Origin of the sequence: Rhodococcus sp. 15-649-2-2 (assembly GCF_002258645.1) — a bacterium.
Classification (GTDB): Bacteria; Actinomycetota; Actinomycetes; order Mycobacteriales; family Mycobacteriaceae; genus Rhodococcoides.
The window spans coordinates 616,061-630,595 of record NZ_NPFM01000031.1; the positions used below are offsets into that span (position 1 = coordinate 616,061).

Genomic DNA, 14,535 nt, shown 5'->3' on the forward strand with positions numbered 1-14,535 from the left:
TCACTCCCCCTTCGTCGATGGATCGGTCTCGGTGGTGTTCGGCTGTGGTGGCACGGTGGCCGAGGGCGCCGGCGCAGGCTTGTCTCGCACCGTCTCCGCTACTGCTTCGGCTCCGACATCGGGGGTCTCGACATCGGGGTGCCCGTCATCCGGATTCGATGCGACCTCGGGAGCAGACATCGCGTGCTCTCGGGCGTAGCGCAGACCGGTGAGAGTGGCTTCGCCTGCGCCACCGGATGATTCGACCGCCTCGGGGCGGTCATCGGGAAATCCGGCGAGAATTCGTTCGGTCTCACGAAACGTGCACAGTGGCGCTCCACGCGTCGGGGTGACCTGAGCACCGGATCGAAGTGCATCGACCAGATCCCGCGCAGACGACGGGGTGCTGTTGTCGAAGAACTCCCAATTGACCATCATCACCGGTGCGTAGTCGCACGCGGCGTTGCATTCGATGTGTTCGAGAGTGATGGTGCCGTCGGCGGTCGTCTCGCCATGCTCGATGTCGAGGTGGTCGCGCAGGGTGTCCATGATGGCGTCGCCGCCCATGACGGCGCACAGGGTATTGGTGCACACGCCGACGCGGTACGTCCCCGTGGGCTCGCGACGGTACATCGAATAGAACGTTGCGACGGCAGTGACCTCCGCACCGGTGAGTTCGAGTACGTCGGAACAGAATTCGATTCCTGCGGGGGTGAGGAAGCCGTCCTCGGATTGCACGAGGTGCAACAACGGCAGCAGTGCCGATCTGGCCTGCGGATAGCGCGCGACTACGATGGCGGCGTCGGCGTGCAGCCGGGCGAGCACCTCGGGGGCATACGACGTTCGTGCACCGCGGCCGGCCAGTTGCACCGCCTCGTCCGGGCGGGCTCCGAGTTGAATCAGCACCGGCTCCGAGTGCGGCTGCGTGGTCATCGGTCCACCCCACCCATCACCGGGTCGATACTGGCGACCGCGGCGATGACGTCGGAGATCATGCCGCCCTCGCACATCGCGGCCACTGCCTGCAGATTGGTGAAGGAAGGGTCTCTGAAATGCACTCGGTACGGCCGTGTCCCGCCGTCGCTGACGATGTGGACGCCCAGCTCACCGCGAGGTGACTCCACCGACGACAGCACCTGCCCGGCCGGGACTCGCATCCCCTCGGTCACCAGTTTGAAGTGGTGGATCAGTGATTCCATCGAGGTGTTCATGATGGTGCGCACGTGATCCTGCGAGTTGCCGAGGCCATCGGGTCCCGACACCAGATCGGCAGGCCAGGCGATCTTCTTGTCGTCGATGACGACGGGCCCCGGACGGAGGCGATCGAGGGTCTGTTCGACGATCTTGAGTGACTCCTTCATCTCCTCGACCCGGATCAGATAGCGCCCGTAACAGTCGCTTCCGGTGTCGGTCACCACGTCGAACTCGTAGCTGTCGTATCCGCAGTAGGGATCGGCGCGGCGCAGATCGTAGGGCAGTCCGGTCGATCGAAGCACCGGGCCGGTGACGCCGAGGGCCACGCATCCGGTGAGGTCCAGATAGCCGACGTTCTCGGTTCTGGCCTTCCAGATCGGGTTGTCGTTGAGCATGAGTTCGAGATCTCGAAGGCGTCCGGGCAGCACCCGGAGAAGCTCGCGCACCTTCTCGATCGCATCGTCCGGGAGATCCTGAGACAGCCCTCCCGGACGGATGTAGGCGTGATTCATCCGGAGCCCGGTGATGGCCTCGAAGACGTCGAGGATCAGTTCTCGCTCACGGAAGCCGAACAGCATCGCTGTTACCGCACCCAATTCCATTCCGCCCGTTGCCAATGCAACCAAGTGGGACGAAATTCGGTTCAGCTCCATCAGCATCACCCGGATCACCGTCGCGCGCTCGGGAATATCGTCGGTGATGTCGAGCAGCTTTTCCACGCCGAGGCAGTACGCCGTCTCGTTGAAGAACGGCGACAGGTAATCCATACGGGTGACGAACGTGACGCCCTGGGTCCAATTGCGATACTCGAGGTTCTTCTCGATTCCGGTGTGCAGGTAACCGATCCCGCATCGAGCCTCGGTGACGGTCTCGCCCTCGATCTCGAGAATCAACCGCAGTACCCCGTGGGTGGACGGGTGTTGCGGACCCATGTTCACCACGATTCGTTCGGTGCCGGACCCGCGGGCCAGTTCGACGACGTCGTCCCAGTCCTGGCCCGATACCGCGTAGATGGTTTCGTCTGTTGCGCTCATCAGTTGTACGACCTGCGCTCGTTCGGGGGCGCGACCCGAGCGCCCTTGTACTCGATGGGAATTCCACCCAGCGGATAGTCCTTGCGTTGCGGGTGACCGACCCAGTCGTCGGGCATCTCGATACGCGTCAGTGCTGGGTGACCGTCGAACACGATGCCGAAGAAGTCGTAGACCTCGCGTTCGTGCCAGTCGTTGGTGGGATACACCCCGCAGAGCGAGGGAGTGTGCGGATCTGCATCGGGCACGGCGACTTCGAGTCGCAGGCGACGTCCGTGTGTGATGGAGACGAGGTGATAGACCACATGCAATTCGCGGCCGACCTGATCCGGGTAATGCACACCCGATGCGCCCGTACACAACTCGAATCGCAGCTCCTCGTCGTCACGCAGCGTCCGGGCCACCACGGGAACAAGCTGCCGCGTGAGATGCAACGTCAACTCGCCCCGATGGATCACCACGCGTTCGACTGCGTCCTCGTACGACACAGCACCGGCTTCGAGAACCGCGGCCAGCCGGTCGACCACTGCATCGAAGTAGCCGCCGTAGGGCCGCACGGCGGTGTCGATCGCTGCGACCGGAGGCTGCAGTCGGCCGTAACCGGATGTGTCACCGGTGCCCTGGACACCGAACATCCCGCGGGGTCCGTGCGCGGTCATCGCAGCAGGCCTTTGAGATCGATCGTCGGGGTGGACGACAGCGCCGCGGCTTCGGCTGCCGCGCGCACCTGCTCTCGATTGACGCCGAGCGGCATTTCCTGAATCTTCTTGTGCAGCTCCAGAATTGCGTTGAGCAACATCTCCGGCCGCGGCGGGCAACCCGGCAGATAGATGTCGACGGGAACGATGTGGTCGACGCCTTGGACCACCGCGTAATTGTTGAACATTCCGCCCGAGGACGCGCAGACCCCCATGGCCAGCACCCATTTGGGTTCGGCCATCTGGTCGTACACCTGCCGCAGCACCGGACCCATCTTCTGGCTGACGCGCCCCGCCACGATCATCAGATCCGCTTGGCGCGGAGACGCGCGAAACGCTTCCATACCGAATCGGGCGAGGTCGAACCGACCGGACGTAGTGGCCATCATTTCGATCGCGCAGCACGCGAGACCGAATGTGGCCGGCCACAGCGAACCCTTACGGGCGTATCCGGCCAACCCTTCGACCGTGGTCAGCAGAAATCCACTGGGTAGCTTCTCTTCGACTCCCATCGATCACGCTCTTTCGCTTTCGCAGAATTGAGAACAAGCACCGTTCTTCGTCGAATCAGTCCCAACCGAGTCCGCCTCGCCGCCATTCGTAGATGTAGGCGACCGACACGTTGACGACGAACAGCGCCATGGCGACGAGCCCGAATGCTCCCAACACGTCGAGGTGGACCGCCCACGGATAGAGAAAGACGATCTCGATGTCGAAGATGATGAACAGCATCGCGGTCAGGTAGAACTTCACCGGAAATCGTTGGCCCGTAGGCGCATGCATCGTCGGCTCGATACCGCATTCGTAGGCGTCGAATTTGGCGCGGTTGTATCGCGCGGGCCCCACCATGGTGCCGACCATCACCGAGAACACCGCGAACGCGATCGCAATAACACCGAGAACGAGAATCGGAACGTAGGCGTTCATTCGGGCATCCGCTCCCTCGATCGACGTCCGCGCCGACGCGAGGTAAATGCGACGACCGTACCAATGTGACCTGAACCACACAGTATGGGTTCGGTACGGATCTCGCGGGATTTCGAGCAGTCCAGTTTCGTAAACCGTTGACGCGCATGGGCCGCGCAGCCTCCGGCCCCGTTCACGGGTGTGACCCATATCACGTGACCTTCGCATGCGGTCCATTCCACGGGTGACGACCAATCCGCGAACATTTCCGGCCGCCCGACCCGGGCTGCCGACATCACGAAGGAGACACGATGAAGTCGATTTCCATCTCAGCGCTCGCCGCTGAGGGACTCGGCACTGCCCTGCTGGTCATTTTCGGTGTCGGCACTGCCGTCATCGCCGGAGACACCGTCGGGACCCCTGGCATCGCACTGGCGTTCGGGCTCACCTTGCTCGCCCTCGTCTACGCGATCGGCCCGATCTCCGGCTGCCACATCAACCCGGCCGTGACGATCGGAGCCCTCATAGCTCGCGCCATCACCCCGATCAAGGCTGTGTTCTACATCGCCGCCCAGGCCGTCGGTGCAGTGATCGGCGCGCTGATCGTGCTGTTCGTCGCGTCCGGCCGTCCCGGATACGACATGTCGTCGGACGGTCTGGGCACCAATGGATTCGGCACCTCCTCGCCCGGAGAATACGGGCTGGCGTCGGTAGCGGTGTTCGAGACGATCGCGACCGGCCTGCTCGTCCTCGTCGTACTGGCCACCACGGCCCCCACCGTTCACCCCGTCGTGGCGGCCGGCATCCCGATCGGCCTGACCCTGACCGTGGTCCACCTGCTTGGCATCGGAATCGATTCGACCTCGGTCAACCCTGCTCGGTCATTCGGCCCAGCCCTCGTCGCCGGCGGTCCTGCCCTGTCACAACTGTGGGTGTTCGTGGTGTTTCCCGTGCTCGGAGCTGTCATAGCCGGCTCGATCCACCGGTTCGTGCTGACGGTGCCCGCATCGGAAAAGACGGTCTGACCTACCGCGATCGAGAGACCGGGGCACCGTCGCGTACCGAGTGCTGCCTCAACAGATCGACCACTGCCCGTCCCAGCCGAATCGGATCGAGCGGATGGGGAACAGCAGCCTCGGCGCGTGACCAGTCTGCCAACCATCTGTCGTCGGGGCGTCCGATGAGAACCAGCACCGGCGGGCACGGGTCGATCTCGTCCTTGAGCTGCTTCGCCAGCCCGAGGCCCCCGACGGGGGAGGACTCACCGTCGAGGATGACCAAGTCGACTCCGCCCGCATCCAAGTGCTCGATGACGACGGCCGCCGTAGCGACGTCCACGTAGTCGATCTCGCCGAGCGCCGGATCCGGTCGAGTTCCCACTGCAGACTTCACCTGAGCGCGAGTCTCGGCGTTGCTGCTGTAGACGAGCACCCGCACACGAGCTGGTCGATTCTCTCTCGCAGTGGCGTCGGACACACCGGCGATGCTACCGCGCGGCCGACGAGGAGGGGCCGAAACAGCCAGGGCGGAAGTGCATTCGACGTTCACAGTGTCGATCAGGATGCGATGGTGACGACCACCGCGGCGGGATATTCCGTGGTGGTCACCGTGAACTCGGGTCGATCGGTACCCACACCGATGAACGACTGCGAGATTCCGCCGGGATCGGCCAGAAAGTCGACCGAGACCACGGCGGAACCTGCATCGTTGCGAATTCGTTCCGGCCCGGCATAAGCCGCCACGCTGTCATCGGATTCCGTCGACGTGCCCGACAGGTCGACCTGCACTATCGATTTCCCGGGCACCGCGACGGGTTCACTCGTGCCGTACCGCACCGCCTCGTCGACGTACCTCACGGTGTACGACACCGGACCGTTGCCTTCCAGCCGATATTCGACGGCCGAAGCCCCTACGAACACGACATCGGTGACACCGACCGGCGACATTCCCGGGTATCGAGCACCTTCGAGACTCGGAGGAAGCTCGTCGATGTAGGGAATCACGGCCGTTGGCGCTGCGGTGGGACCCGGAACAGCGAACGGATCTCCGACAACCAGAGAACCCGTGACCGTCGTGTAGTTCGTGCCGGCCGAGACCTCGTCGATCCCGGTGGTGACGTCGGCACCGGAGCAGCCGGCGAGCAGGACGACCAGTAGTGGCCAGGCCGCCAAGGACGCGGCCGGCTCGCTGCGGTGACCTTCGTGCATCGCCGTACCGTACCGAAGAAACCGTTCGGTTCGGTAGTGGTGCTTCGACGCGATTCGGTCACGATTACGCCGACTGTCGATCCTGCTAGCGTCGGAGCATGGAGCCGAAAAGCTATTCGTCCGGTGAGCGTGTGTTCGGTCCACCCAACGGGACGTTCGACGCAGATTGGGCTGCGACAGCACTGCGGTCCAACCGCCCCGAATTGGATCACCCCACCTCGGTTCGGCTCGTCGAACAGGCCTGGGAGCTCCTTCGGTCACAGGGCCTTCGCGGCGAAGGTCTCACCCGGGCACTCGACCTGGAGCCCGAACTGGCCGCCGCAGTCTCTGCGGTGGCCACCGAGACCGCCGAGCTCTACCTCGACCCCCGGTAGTAGCTGTCGTCACACGGTCCTCAGATCGGGCGGAACTGCCCCACTGCGAAGCCGCTCACCAACACGGCAGTTCCTCCGATTTCGCCGATGATCAGCGCCACCATGAACACGTGAGTTCCCGCGACCGGGTGGACGAACTGGTTCTCGGTGTCACGCCGAATACCGTGCACGGTGTATCCGGCGATCGCGCCCACGAAGAACAGCAACACCACCGATGCCGCGGTCAGATCGACCGGCACCGGCCAGGCACTGAAGTGCGCCAGAACGGCCAACACCAGCGCTGCGAACGAGTACATCAGCGCCGCTCGGTGGGCGATGTCGACGTATCGATGCGCCGTCCCGTCCGCCGAGGTCGACATCTGGCGATATTTCAGCACCCCCAACCCCAGAGCCCACAGCAACAGAAGACCGGCCGCGAGGACGATCACCTTCGTATCCAGCTCCAACTGCATCTTCGGCTCCCCCACTCGATTACGCGCCGAAGGTAGCACCGTCGCCTGCTTTGTTACCGTTCGGCAATGCCTGTCGATCCCGGACTGTCCCAGCGCGCGCACGGAGTCAGATTCGAGTGGGGTCTCTCGGGGGCCGATTCCATCGTCGACGGGGCGGACATCGCCGTGATCGTCGACGTCCTGTCGTTCACGACGACGCTGACGGTGGCGATGGATTCGGGTATCGACGTGATTCCGTGCCGATGGCGCGACGACCGAGCTTCGCAGCTGGCCGAGGAGTTCGACGCAGTCCTCGCCGTCGGCCGTTCGGCTGGCTCTCCGGGCCGGATCAGCCTGTGCCCGGCCAGTATCCGAAACACTCCACCACCAGCCCGTCTGGTGTTGCCGTCACCCAACGGCTCCACCATCGCCTACGAACTCGCGAGCCGGGCCGGGCTGTGCATAGGCGCATCGTTGAGAAATGCCGCGGCGGTCGCGACGTGGATACGTGCCGAGAACCCGACCGCCGTGATTGCCGTCATAGCGTCCGGTGAACGGTGGCCCGACGCATCACTTCGTCCCGCAGTCGAGGACCTGTGGGGAGCGGGTGCGGTCATCGCCGAACTTCTCGATTCCGGAGCAGCCGACGCGTCTGCGGAGGCGGTGGCGGCAGCAGCGGCGTGGCGGGCCGTGAAGCAGGATGTGGCCTCCGAGCTGCTGCGATGCGCGTCCGGACAGGAATTGAACGCGATGGGGCATCCCGAGGACGTGGTGATCGCCGCCGAGACCGGCTCGAGTGGCTGCGTTCCGATTCTGCGCGACGGAATGTTCGTCGACGCAACTCGTCGACGGACGATCGCGGGTTCGACAGAGAGCTGAATCGCCGAGCCGACACGGCCAATTATGTCCGATATTTGGATCGGGACCCCTGATCACGGATCATACGGTGGTGAGTACGGAACGAGTCGCCCCGAAGACCACCGTCGTTGTACCGACGTACAACGAGCGCGAGAACCTTCCCAAGCTCGTCGAGTTGCTCGCCGGGTTGAAGGTGGAGGGGCTCGGCGTGCTGGTCGTCGACGACAATTCACCCGACGGCACCGGCGACATCGCCGACAAACTGGCCATCGACGGCCCTCTCGACATCAGTGTTCTCCACCGCACCGAGAAGAACGGACTCGGCCGCGCATACGTCGCGGGTATGACGCGGGCTCTCGACGAAGGCGCGGACATCGTGATCCAGATGGATGCCGATCTCTCGCACCCCACCGAGGTGATCCCGGCAATGATCGACAAGCTGAACACCACCGATGCGGCCGTGGTTCTCGGATCGCGATACGTTCCCGGCGGTGCCGTTGCCGCAGATTGGCCCTGGCACCGCAAAGCGCTGTCGGCCTGGGCGAACTTCTACGTCAACACGATTCTGCGACTCGGCGTCAAGGACGCGACAGCAGGATTCAAAGCATGGCACGCGCGCACCCTGCGCACCATCGATGTGGCGTCGGTCGAGAGCAACGGGTACGCGTTCCAGGTCGAGATGAACTACCGGACCGTCAAGCACGGCCTCACTCTCGCCGAGGTGCCGATCACGTTCGAGGAGCGTAGCGAGGGCGAATCCAAGATGAGCCTGTCGGTCCAGCTCGAATCGGCCTTGGTGCCGTGGAAGTTGTTGCTGGGCAAGAAGAAGCTGTAACCGGCGCACCGGCCGCCATCACGGCGTGAAGCGTCGGAATCCGCCTTCGGCCCCGATGACCTGACCGGTGATCGAACCCGAATCGGGCGAGAGCAACATCGCCACGACGGCGGCGGCCTCTTCCGGTGAGTTCCACCGACCGCGCGGCATGTGACGCTCTACGAATTCGTTCAGATCTGCGCTGGCCCAGCCGGTATCGGTGGGACCCGGATTGATCGTGTTGACCGTGATGCCTTGCTCGATCACCGCATCGGCCAGGGTCGGGGTGATCGACGCGATGGCACCCTTGCTCACCGCGTAAGGAATCTCTGTCGGCATGGGCCCCTGGTCCTGGCCAGAGGTGAACAGTACGACGCGACCACCATAGGGATGATCGACGTAGCGCCGCGCGAATTCCTGCACCAGAAGCAGAGACGCTCGCACATTCACCGCCCACGTCCGGTCGAGCGATTCCGCCGTCATCGAACCCAGATCACCCAGCTGCGACCGCGCATGGTTGACCACCAGAGAATCGATGCTGCCGAGCGTGGATTCCGCCGCGTCGAACAGGGTTGCCGGTGCCGCCGGATCCACGAAATCGATGTCGAGGTGGCCGAGCCTGTCGGTGGCGGTGGACAACTCGGCCAACACCTCCTGTGCTCCCGGTGTGCCGGCTCCCCACGGCTCGGTGATGTCGTAGCCGTCGCACGAGTGCGCAAAGACGCGGGTGCTCTGGTCACGCAACAGCCGGCGGGTGATGGCGAAACCGATTCCCTCCCGCCGACCGACGCCGGTCACGAGGACTGTTCTGCCGCGTGCGTGCGCGTCCGAGGTCATGCCGCGTCCTTGACCGTCGCGGCGTACACGTCGACGTACTCCTGCCCCGACAGGGTCGCCAGCGCTGCCATCACCTCATCGGTGGTAGCCCGCAGAATGGCTCTACTGTTCTCTCCCCCTGCGTATCTCGTGAAATCCAATGGTTCGCCGACGACCATGCGCACCTTTCCCGGACGCCACATCCTCGAACCCACCGGGTTGACTCCGAGCGTCCCGTGCATCACCACCGGCACTACGGGCGCTCCGGTCTCGATCGCCACTCTCGCCAGCCCGGTCTTGCCCTTGTACAACCGGCCGTCGGGAGATCGCGTCCCTTCCGGATACACCGCCCACACTTTCCGTTGTCGCAGAATGCTTTTCGCAGCATCGAGCGCCGGAGCAGAAGCATCCGCCCCGCGGCGGTCGACGGGAACCTGACCAGTCGCGCTGTAGAACCAGCGAAGCGCCGCGCCCTTGATTCCCCGGCCGGTGAAGTACTCGCTCTTGGCAATGAACGTGACCCGGCGACGAACCAGGAGGACGAGAAAGAACGAGTCGACGACCGTGAGGTGGTTGCCGGCGATGATCACCGGTCCCGTCGTCGGGAGATTGCCTCCACCGACCACCGACGGGCGTCCGAGGATTCGGAGAATCGGGCCGATCAACACATATTTGAAGAGCAGATACCACATCGATCGATCCTCTCGGCTGGACATCGTCACGGCCGAGAGTAGACAATGTCTACGTGCCAGACAACCTTCGGACGCGGCTGATCGACGCGGGTGTACGCCTACTCGACAGCGAGGGACCGGAAGGGTTGACCATCAGAGCGGTCACTCGCGAGGCCGGCGTCTCTCACGGCGCTCCCAGGCGGTACTTTCCGACGCTGAGCGCACTCGCCGCGGCCGTGGCCCGAGTCGGCCTCGTCGATCTCGGGACCGCGCTGAATTCTGCTGCACAACAGTCGGATTCACCCAGAGATGCTGTGGATGCGATGGCGCACGCGTACGTGCAATTCGCAGCGCAGCGCCCGGCGATGTTCGCTCTCATCTTTCGACACGACCTGCTCGCCGGCTCCGGTGAGAATCTGCGACAACAGTCGCGCCCCCTCTTCGAAGCATTCACCTCGACACTCGGCACCGTCGCGCCGGAAAATCCACAGTTCACAGCGATGAGACTGTGGACCTCCGTGCACGGAATAGCCGCGCTGCACTCCACCCGAGCATTCGAACCGATCACTGACACCTCGGCAGTGCCGGACCTGATCCGCTGTGCAGTGCGCGACGTGATCGCAGACGCTAGCGGACCAGGGACCTGACCGATGCCGGCAACTGACGAGCGTTCTTGTATGGACCGACCACCGCGGCACCGAACGGACGATCGAGCAGCACGGCGGCGACCTCGCGCACCTCGTCGTTGCCGACGCTGTCGATACGCGAGAGCGTGTCGGTGATGTCGCGGTGATTGCCGTAGTTCAGTTCGCTACGACCGATACGGTTCATCCGGGAGCCCGAATCTTCCAGGCCCAGAACCAGTCCGCCGCGCAACGAGCCCTTCGCGCGAGCACACTCCGCATCGGTGATGCCCTCGGCCGCAACCTTGGCCAAGACCTCACGAATCACCGTGGTGACCTCGCCGAGGTTCTCCGGCTGGCATCCCGCGTACACCGAGAACGCACCGCTGTCGGCAAACGTGTCCACCGAGGAGTACACCGAGTAAGCCAGTCCGCGCTCTTCCCTGATCTCCTGGAACAGGCGAGAACTGAGCCCACCGCCGACAGCCGAATTGAGCACGGACAACGCCCAGCGATGCCCTTCGTGTCGACCGAACGCCCGCACACCCAGGCACAGATGCGCCTGCTCGCTGTCACGGGTGGTCAGGCTCAACGTGGGAGCGTTGCGTAATCGTGCTGTGCCACCGCGCCTTTCGGCCGGCCGCGCACCCTTCTCCAGATGGCCGGAGAATGCGCGGCGCACGAGCGAGACGATCTGCTTGTGATCGACGTTGCCTGCGACCGCCACGACCATGCGCTGCGGGGTGTAGCGGCGAACGTGAAACGAGTGCAGTTGGGAACGGGTCATCGATTCGATGGATTCGACGGATCCGATGATCGGACGCCCGATGGGGTGATCACCGAACATCGCTTCCAGGAAGGCATCTCCCAGCAGATCCTCGGGATCGTCGTCGCGCATGGAGATCTCTTCGAGAACCACCTGCCGCTCGACGTCCACATCCGCCGATCTACACCGACCGCGAAGCACCACATCGCTGACCAAATCGATGGCGAGTGCCACGTCCTCGTCGAGCACGTGCGCATAGAAACACGTGCTCTCCTTGGAGGTGAATGCGTTCAGCTCTCCCCCGACGCCGTCCATCACCTGGGCGATCTCGAGCGCACTGCGCGTCGGCGTCGACTTGAACAGCAGATGTTCGAGGAAGTGCGCGGCTCCGGCAACACTCGGTTGCTCGTCGCGTGAGCCCACTCCGACCCACACTCCGACAGACGCCGAGCGAACGCCGGGAACGAACTCGGTGACGACCCGAAGCCCGCCGGGCAGAGTCGTGCGTTGCACGCCGGCATCGATGGCGACGTTGTCCGTAACGGCCGAACGGTACGACCCGAGGGGACGTACCGTTCGGCTCGGTTGCTTCTTACTCAGCGCTGACCTCGGCGGGTGCCTCGGGAGCGTCGGCAGGAGCAGCTGCGTTGTCGTCTTCGACGGGAACGAGGCTGATCTTGCCGCGGTTGTCGATATCGGCGATCTCGACGCGCAACTTGGATCCGACGCTCACGACGTCCTCGACCTTGTTGATGCGCTTGCCGTTACCGAGCTTCGAGATGTGCACCAGTCCGTCGCGGCCCGGGAGCAGCGAGACGAACGCACCGAAAGCCGTTGTCTTGACGACGGTTCCGAGGAATCGCTCGCCGACCTTCGGCAGCTGCGGGTTGGCGATGGCGTTGATCATGTCGATCGCGGCCTGTGCGGACGGGCCGTCCGCTGCACCGACGTAGACAGTGCCGTCATCTTCGATCGAGATGTTGGCACCGGTCTGCTCGGTGATGGAGTTGATCATCTTGCCCTTGGGCCCGATGACCTCGCCGATCTTGTCGACCGGCACCTTGATCGCGGTGACGCGAGGTGCGTACGGGCTCATCTCGTCCGGGGTGTCGATGGCCTCGGCCATGACCTCGAGGATCGTCGTGCGAGCATCCTTGGCCTGCGACAGCGCGCCGGCGAGCACCTTGGAGGGGATGCCGTCGAGCTTGGTGTCGAGCTGCAGCGCCGTGACGAAGTCCTTGGTTCCGGCGACCTTGAAGTCCATGTCGCCGAACGCATCCTCGGCACCGAGGATGTCGGTGAGGGCGACGTAACGGGTCTCGCCGTCGACCTCGTCGGACACGAGGCCCATGGCGATACCCGCAACCGGGGCACGCAACGGCACACCGGCATTGAGCAGCGACAGGGTCGAGGCGCAGACCGAGCCCATCGAGGTCGAGCCGTTCGAGCTCAGTGCCTCGGAGACCTGGCGGATGGCGTACGGGAACTCTGCCTGGCTGGGCAGAACCGGCAGCAGAGCGCGCTCGGCGAGCGCGCCGTGACCGATCTCGCGACGCTTCGGCGAACCGACGCGGCCGGTCTCACCGGTGGAGTACGGCGGGAAGTTGTAATGGTGCATGTAGCGCTTGGACGTCTCGGGCCCGAGCGAATCGACCTGCTGCGCCATCTTGACCATGTCGAGGGTGGTGACGCCCAGGATCTGGGTCTCGCCGCGCTCGAAGAGAGCCGATCCGTGGGTGCGCGGGATGATCGCGACCTCGGCGGACAGCGACCGGATGTCGGTGATGCCGCGACCGTCGATACGGAAGTGGTCGGTGAGGATGCGCTGGCGAACCGACTTCTTGGTCAGTGCACGGAATGCGGCACCGATCTCCTTCTCGCGGCCGGCGAAGCTGTCTCCGACCGAGGTGAGAACCTGAGCCTTGACCTCGTCGAGCTTGCTCTCGCGCTCGGCCTTGCCTGCAATGGTGAGCGCCTCGTTCAGCGGGATCTTGGCGGCGTTCTCGACGGCCTCGAAGACGTCCGACTGGTACGCCGGGAAGACCGGGTAGTCGCCGGTGGGCTTGGCGGCCTTGGACGCGAGCTCCTGCTGGGCGGTGCACAGGGCAGCGATGAAGGGCTTCGAAGCCTCGAGGCCCTCGGCGACGACTGCTTCGTTGGGGGCGGCAGCGCCACCCTCGATGAGCTCGATGACGTTCTCGGTGGCCTCGGCTTCGACCATCATGATGGCGACATCTGCGTCGGCACCGGAGCCGGAGACGATGCGACCCGCGACGACCATGTTGAACACGGCCTTCTCGAGCTGCTCGTTGGTCGGGAAGGCGACCCACTGCTTGTCGATCAGTGCGACGCGAACGCCACCGATCGGGCCGGAGAACGGCAGGCCGGCGATCTGAGTCGAGGCCGATGCCGCGTTGATCGCGACGACGTCGTACAGATCGGCGGGGTTGAGGCTCAGGACGGTGATGACGACCTGGATCTCGTTGCGCAGTCCGTCGACGAACGTCGGACGCAGCGGCCGGTCGATCAGGCGGCAGGTGAGGATGGCGTCGGTGGACGGACGGCCCTCACGGCGGAAGAACGATCCGGGGATCCGGCCCGCGGCGTACATGCGCTCTTCGACGTCGACCGTCAACGGGAAGAAATCGAATCCCTCACGGGGGTGCTTGCCTGCGGTCGTTGCCGACAGCAGCATGGTGTCCTCGTCGAGGTACGCGGCGACTGCGCCAGCGGCCTGCTGTGCGAGGCGGCCGGTCTCGAAGCGGATGGTCCGCTTGCCGAACGTGCCGTTGTCGATGATCGCAGTGGCTTCGTAGACGCCTTCTTCGACGTCCAAGGTTGTGGTTTCCGACATGTGTTCTGTTCTCGTCCTCTCGTCTTTGCCGTGCCCGCGTGGACACACCACGAGCCCTCCTGGCTGTGGCGGCATACCTGTGCCGTCCATCTCCGAGATCTCTCGGGACGCGGCTGCGCGGAGGCGGCCATCGATCGAAGCCCACCGGATCTCGTATCCGAAAGGCCACTACCGAAGACCGTCACCACGGCGTGACAGGCATACACGGCGGTGTGCGGATGCCGTGCATCCGCTTTCTCGTGCTGGCGAAACTGTTCTTGCGGTACAAACACAGATAGCCAACGAGGAACAGTCTAAGCACTGCCTCGTTGGC

Annotated in this window: 17 protein-coding genes; 5 read left to right on the top strand and 12 right to left on the bottom strand. The window is 64.3% G+C overall.

Going from position 1 to position 14,535, the window contains the following annotated elements; genetic code table 11:
- The 5 genes from nuoE to CH305_RS23625 are packed head-to-tail and all read right to left on the bottom strand — an operon-like array spanning position 1 to position 3,829.
- Positions 1-912 carry an NADH-quinone oxidoreductase subunit NuoE gene (gene nuoE, locus CH305_RS23605; protein ID WP_094705000.1) on the bottom strand — a complete coding sequence of 304 codons (912 nt, stop codon included), beginning with the start codon at positions 910-912 and terminating at the stop codon, positions 1-3.
- The gene (gene nuoD, locus CH305_RS23610; protein WP_094705001.1) at positions 909-2,207 is read right to left on the bottom strand and encodes an NADH dehydrogenase (quinone) subunit D; all 1,299 of its coding nucleotides are present in this window, start codon (positions 2,205-2,207) and stop codon (positions 909-911) included. Before nuoD ends, nuoE begins: the two co-directional genes overlap by 4 nt.
- Positions 2,207-2,863 (bottom strand): NADH-quinone oxidoreductase subunit C, encoded by a 657-nt coding sequence (locus tag CH305_RS23615; RefSeq protein ID WP_037173965.1) that lies wholly within the window; start codon positions 2,861-2,863, stop codon positions 2,207-2,209. The genes nuoD and CH305_RS23615 overlap by 1 nt, the downstream gene beginning before the upstream one ends.
- Positions 2,860-3,414, bottom strand: a complete 555-nt coding sequence (locus tag CH305_RS23620; protein WP_094705002.1) for an NADH-quinone oxidoreductase subunit B family protein — start codon at positions 3,412-3,414, stop codon at positions 2,860-2,862. Before CH305_RS23620 ends, CH305_RS23615 begins: the two co-directional genes overlap by 4 nt.
- A gap of 55 nt (positions 3,415-3,469) precedes the next feature.
- Complete coding sequence (locus tag CH305_RS23625) at positions 3,470-3,829, bottom strand: NADH-quinone oxidoreductase subunit A (protein ID WP_032403618.1); 360 nt, start codon at positions 3,827-3,829, stop codon at positions 3,470-3,472.
- A 290-nt stretch (positions 3,830-4,119) separates the two neighbouring features.
- Between CH305_RS23625 and CH305_RS23630 the strand changes: the two genes are divergently transcribed.
- The gene (locus CH305_RS23630; protein WP_218828613.1) at positions 4,120-4,833 is read left to right on the top strand and encodes an aquaporin; all 714 of its coding nucleotides are present in this window, start codon (positions 4,120-4,122) and stop codon (positions 4,831-4,833) included.
- A gap of 1 nt (position 4,834) precedes the next feature.
- Here CH305_RS23630 and CH305_RS23635 read toward each other — a convergent pair whose 3' ends face one another.
- Entirely contained in the window at positions 4,835-5,284 is a 450-nt protein-coding gene (locus CH305_RS23635; RefSeq protein WP_032403617.1) for a response regulator transcription factor, read from the bottom strand.
- Positions 5,285-5,364: 80 nt separating this feature from the next.
- On the bottom strand, positions 5,365-6,015 hold the full coding sequence (locus CH305_RS23640) for a hypothetical protein (protein ID WP_094705003.1): 651 nt from the start codon (positions 6,013-6,015) through the stop codon (positions 5,365-5,367).
- Between the two features lie 98 nt (positions 6,016-6,113).
- Here CH305_RS23640 and CH305_RS23645 point away from each other — a divergent pair, with 98 nt between their 5' ends.
- Positions 6,114-6,389 carry a hypothetical protein gene (locus CH305_RS23645; protein ID WP_032377097.1) on the top strand — a complete coding sequence of 92 codons (276 nt, stop codon included), beginning with the start codon at positions 6,114-6,116 and terminating at the stop codon, positions 6,387-6,389.
- A gap of 20 nt (positions 6,390-6,409) precedes the next feature.
- Here the strand turns inward: CH305_RS23645 and CH305_RS23650 are convergent, their stop codons facing one another.
- Positions 6,410-6,841: a hypothetical protein gene (locus tag CH305_RS23650; protein WP_032403234.1), complete on the bottom strand. Its 432-nt coding sequence runs from the start codon at positions 6,839-6,841 to the stop codon at positions 6,410-6,412.
- 66 nt (positions 6,842-6,907) lie between these two features.
- Between CH305_RS23650 and CH305_RS23655 the strand changes: the two genes are divergently transcribed.
- Together CH305_RS23655 and CH305_RS23660 are read left to right on the top strand one after the other, a co-directional pair.
- A complete protein-coding gene (locus CH305_RS23655; RefSeq protein WP_094705004.1) occupies positions 6,908-7,699 on the top strand; it encodes a 2-phosphosulfolactate phosphatase in 792 nt (263 codons plus the stop codon).
- Between the two features lie 70 nt (positions 7,700-7,769).
- Positions 7,770-8,513 (top strand): polyprenol monophosphomannose synthase, encoded by a 744-nt coding sequence (locus CH305_RS23660; RefSeq protein ID WP_032403616.1) that lies wholly within the window; start codon positions 7,770-7,772, stop codon positions 8,511-8,513.
- An 18-nt stretch (positions 8,514-8,531) separates the two neighbouring features.
- Here the strand turns inward: CH305_RS23660 and CH305_RS23665 are convergent, their stop codons facing one another.
- Together CH305_RS23665 and CH305_RS23670 are read right to left on the bottom strand one after the other, a co-directional pair.
- The gene (locus CH305_RS23665) at positions 8,532-9,329 is read right to left on the bottom strand and encodes an SDR family oxidoreductase (protein ID WP_094705005.1); all 798 of its coding nucleotides are present in this window, start codon (positions 9,327-9,329) and stop codon (positions 8,532-8,534) included.
- Positions 9,326-10,000, bottom strand: a complete 675-nt coding sequence (locus tag CH305_RS23670; RefSeq protein ID WP_037151464.1) for a 1-acyl-sn-glycerol-3-phosphate acyltransferase — start codon at positions 9,998-10,000, stop codon at positions 9,326-9,328. The genes CH305_RS23665 and CH305_RS23670 overlap by 4 nt, the downstream gene beginning before the upstream one ends.
- Positions 10,001-10,053: 53 nt before the next feature.
- Here CH305_RS23670 and CH305_RS23675 point away from each other — a divergent pair, with 53 nt between their 5' ends.
- Complete coding sequence (locus CH305_RS23675) at positions 10,054-10,626, top strand: TetR/AcrR family transcriptional regulator (protein WP_094705006.1); 573 nt, start codon at positions 10,054-10,056, stop codon at positions 10,624-10,626.
- Here CH305_RS23675 and CH305_RS23680 read toward each other — a convergent pair.
- The gene (locus CH305_RS23680; RefSeq protein ID WP_052058480.1) at positions 10,607-11,893 is read right to left on the bottom strand and encodes a pitrilysin family protein; all 1,287 of its coding nucleotides are present in this window, start codon (positions 11,891-11,893) and stop codon (positions 10,607-10,609) included. The genes CH305_RS23675 and CH305_RS23680 overlap by 20 nt on opposite strands.
- 67 nt (positions 11,894-11,960) lie before the next feature.
- Complete coding sequence (locus CH305_RS23685) at positions 11,961-14,222, bottom strand: polyribonucleotide nucleotidyltransferase (RefSeq protein ID WP_094705007.1); 2,262 nt, start codon at positions 14,220-14,222, stop codon at positions 11,961-11,963.
- Positions 14,223-14,535: the final 313 nt, after the last annotated feature.

Coding starts and splice junctions, on each gene's coding strand:
- nuoE (WP_094705000.1), bottom strand. CDS start 912: ATGACCACGCAGCCGCACTCGGAGCCGGTGCTGATTCAACTCGGAGCC.
- nuoD (WP_094705001.1), bottom strand. CDS start 2,207: ATGAGCGCAACAGACGAAACCATCTACGCGGTATCGGGCCAGGACTGG.
- CH305_RS23615 (WP_037173965.1), bottom strand. CDS start 2,863: ATGACCGCGCACGGACCCCGCGGGATGTTCGGTGTCCAGGGCACCGGT.
- CH305_RS23620 (WP_094705002.1), bottom strand. CDS start 3,414: ATGGGAGTCGAAGAGAAGCTACCCAGTGGATTTCTGCTGACCACGGTC.
- CH305_RS23625 (WP_032403618.1), bottom strand. CDS start 3,829: ATGAACGCCTACGTTCCGATTCTCGTTCTCGGTGTTATTGCGATCGCG.
- CH305_RS23630 (WP_218828613.1), top strand. CDS start 4,120: ATGAAGTCGATTTCCATCTCAGCGCTCGCCGCTGAGGGACTCGGCACT.
- CH305_RS23640 (WP_094705003.1), bottom strand. CDS start 6,015: ATGCACGAAGGTCACCGCAGCGAGCCGGCCGCGTCCTTGGCGGCCTGG.
- CH305_RS23645 (WP_032377097.1), top strand. CDS start 6,114: ATGGAGCCGAAAAGCTATTCGTCCGGTGAGCGTGTGTTCGGTCCACCC.
- CH305_RS23650 (WP_032403234.1), bottom strand. CDS start 6,841: ATGCAGTTGGAGCTGGATACGAAGGTGATCGTCCTCGCGGCCGGTCTT.
- CH305_RS23655 (WP_094705004.1), top strand. CDS start 6,908: ATGCCTGTCGATCCCGGACTGTCCCAGCGCGCGCACGGAGTCAGATTC.
- CH305_RS23665 (WP_094705005.1), bottom strand. CDS start 9,329: ATGACCTCGGACGCGCACGCACGCGGCAGAACAGTCCTCGTGACCGGC.
- CH305_RS23670 (WP_037151464.1), bottom strand. CDS start 10,000: ATGTGGTATCTGCTCTTCAAATATGTGTTGATCGGCCCGATTCTCCGA.
- CH305_RS23685 (WP_094705007.1), bottom strand. CDS start 14,222: ATGTCGGAAACCACAACCTTGGACGTCGAAGAAGGCGTCTACGAAGCC.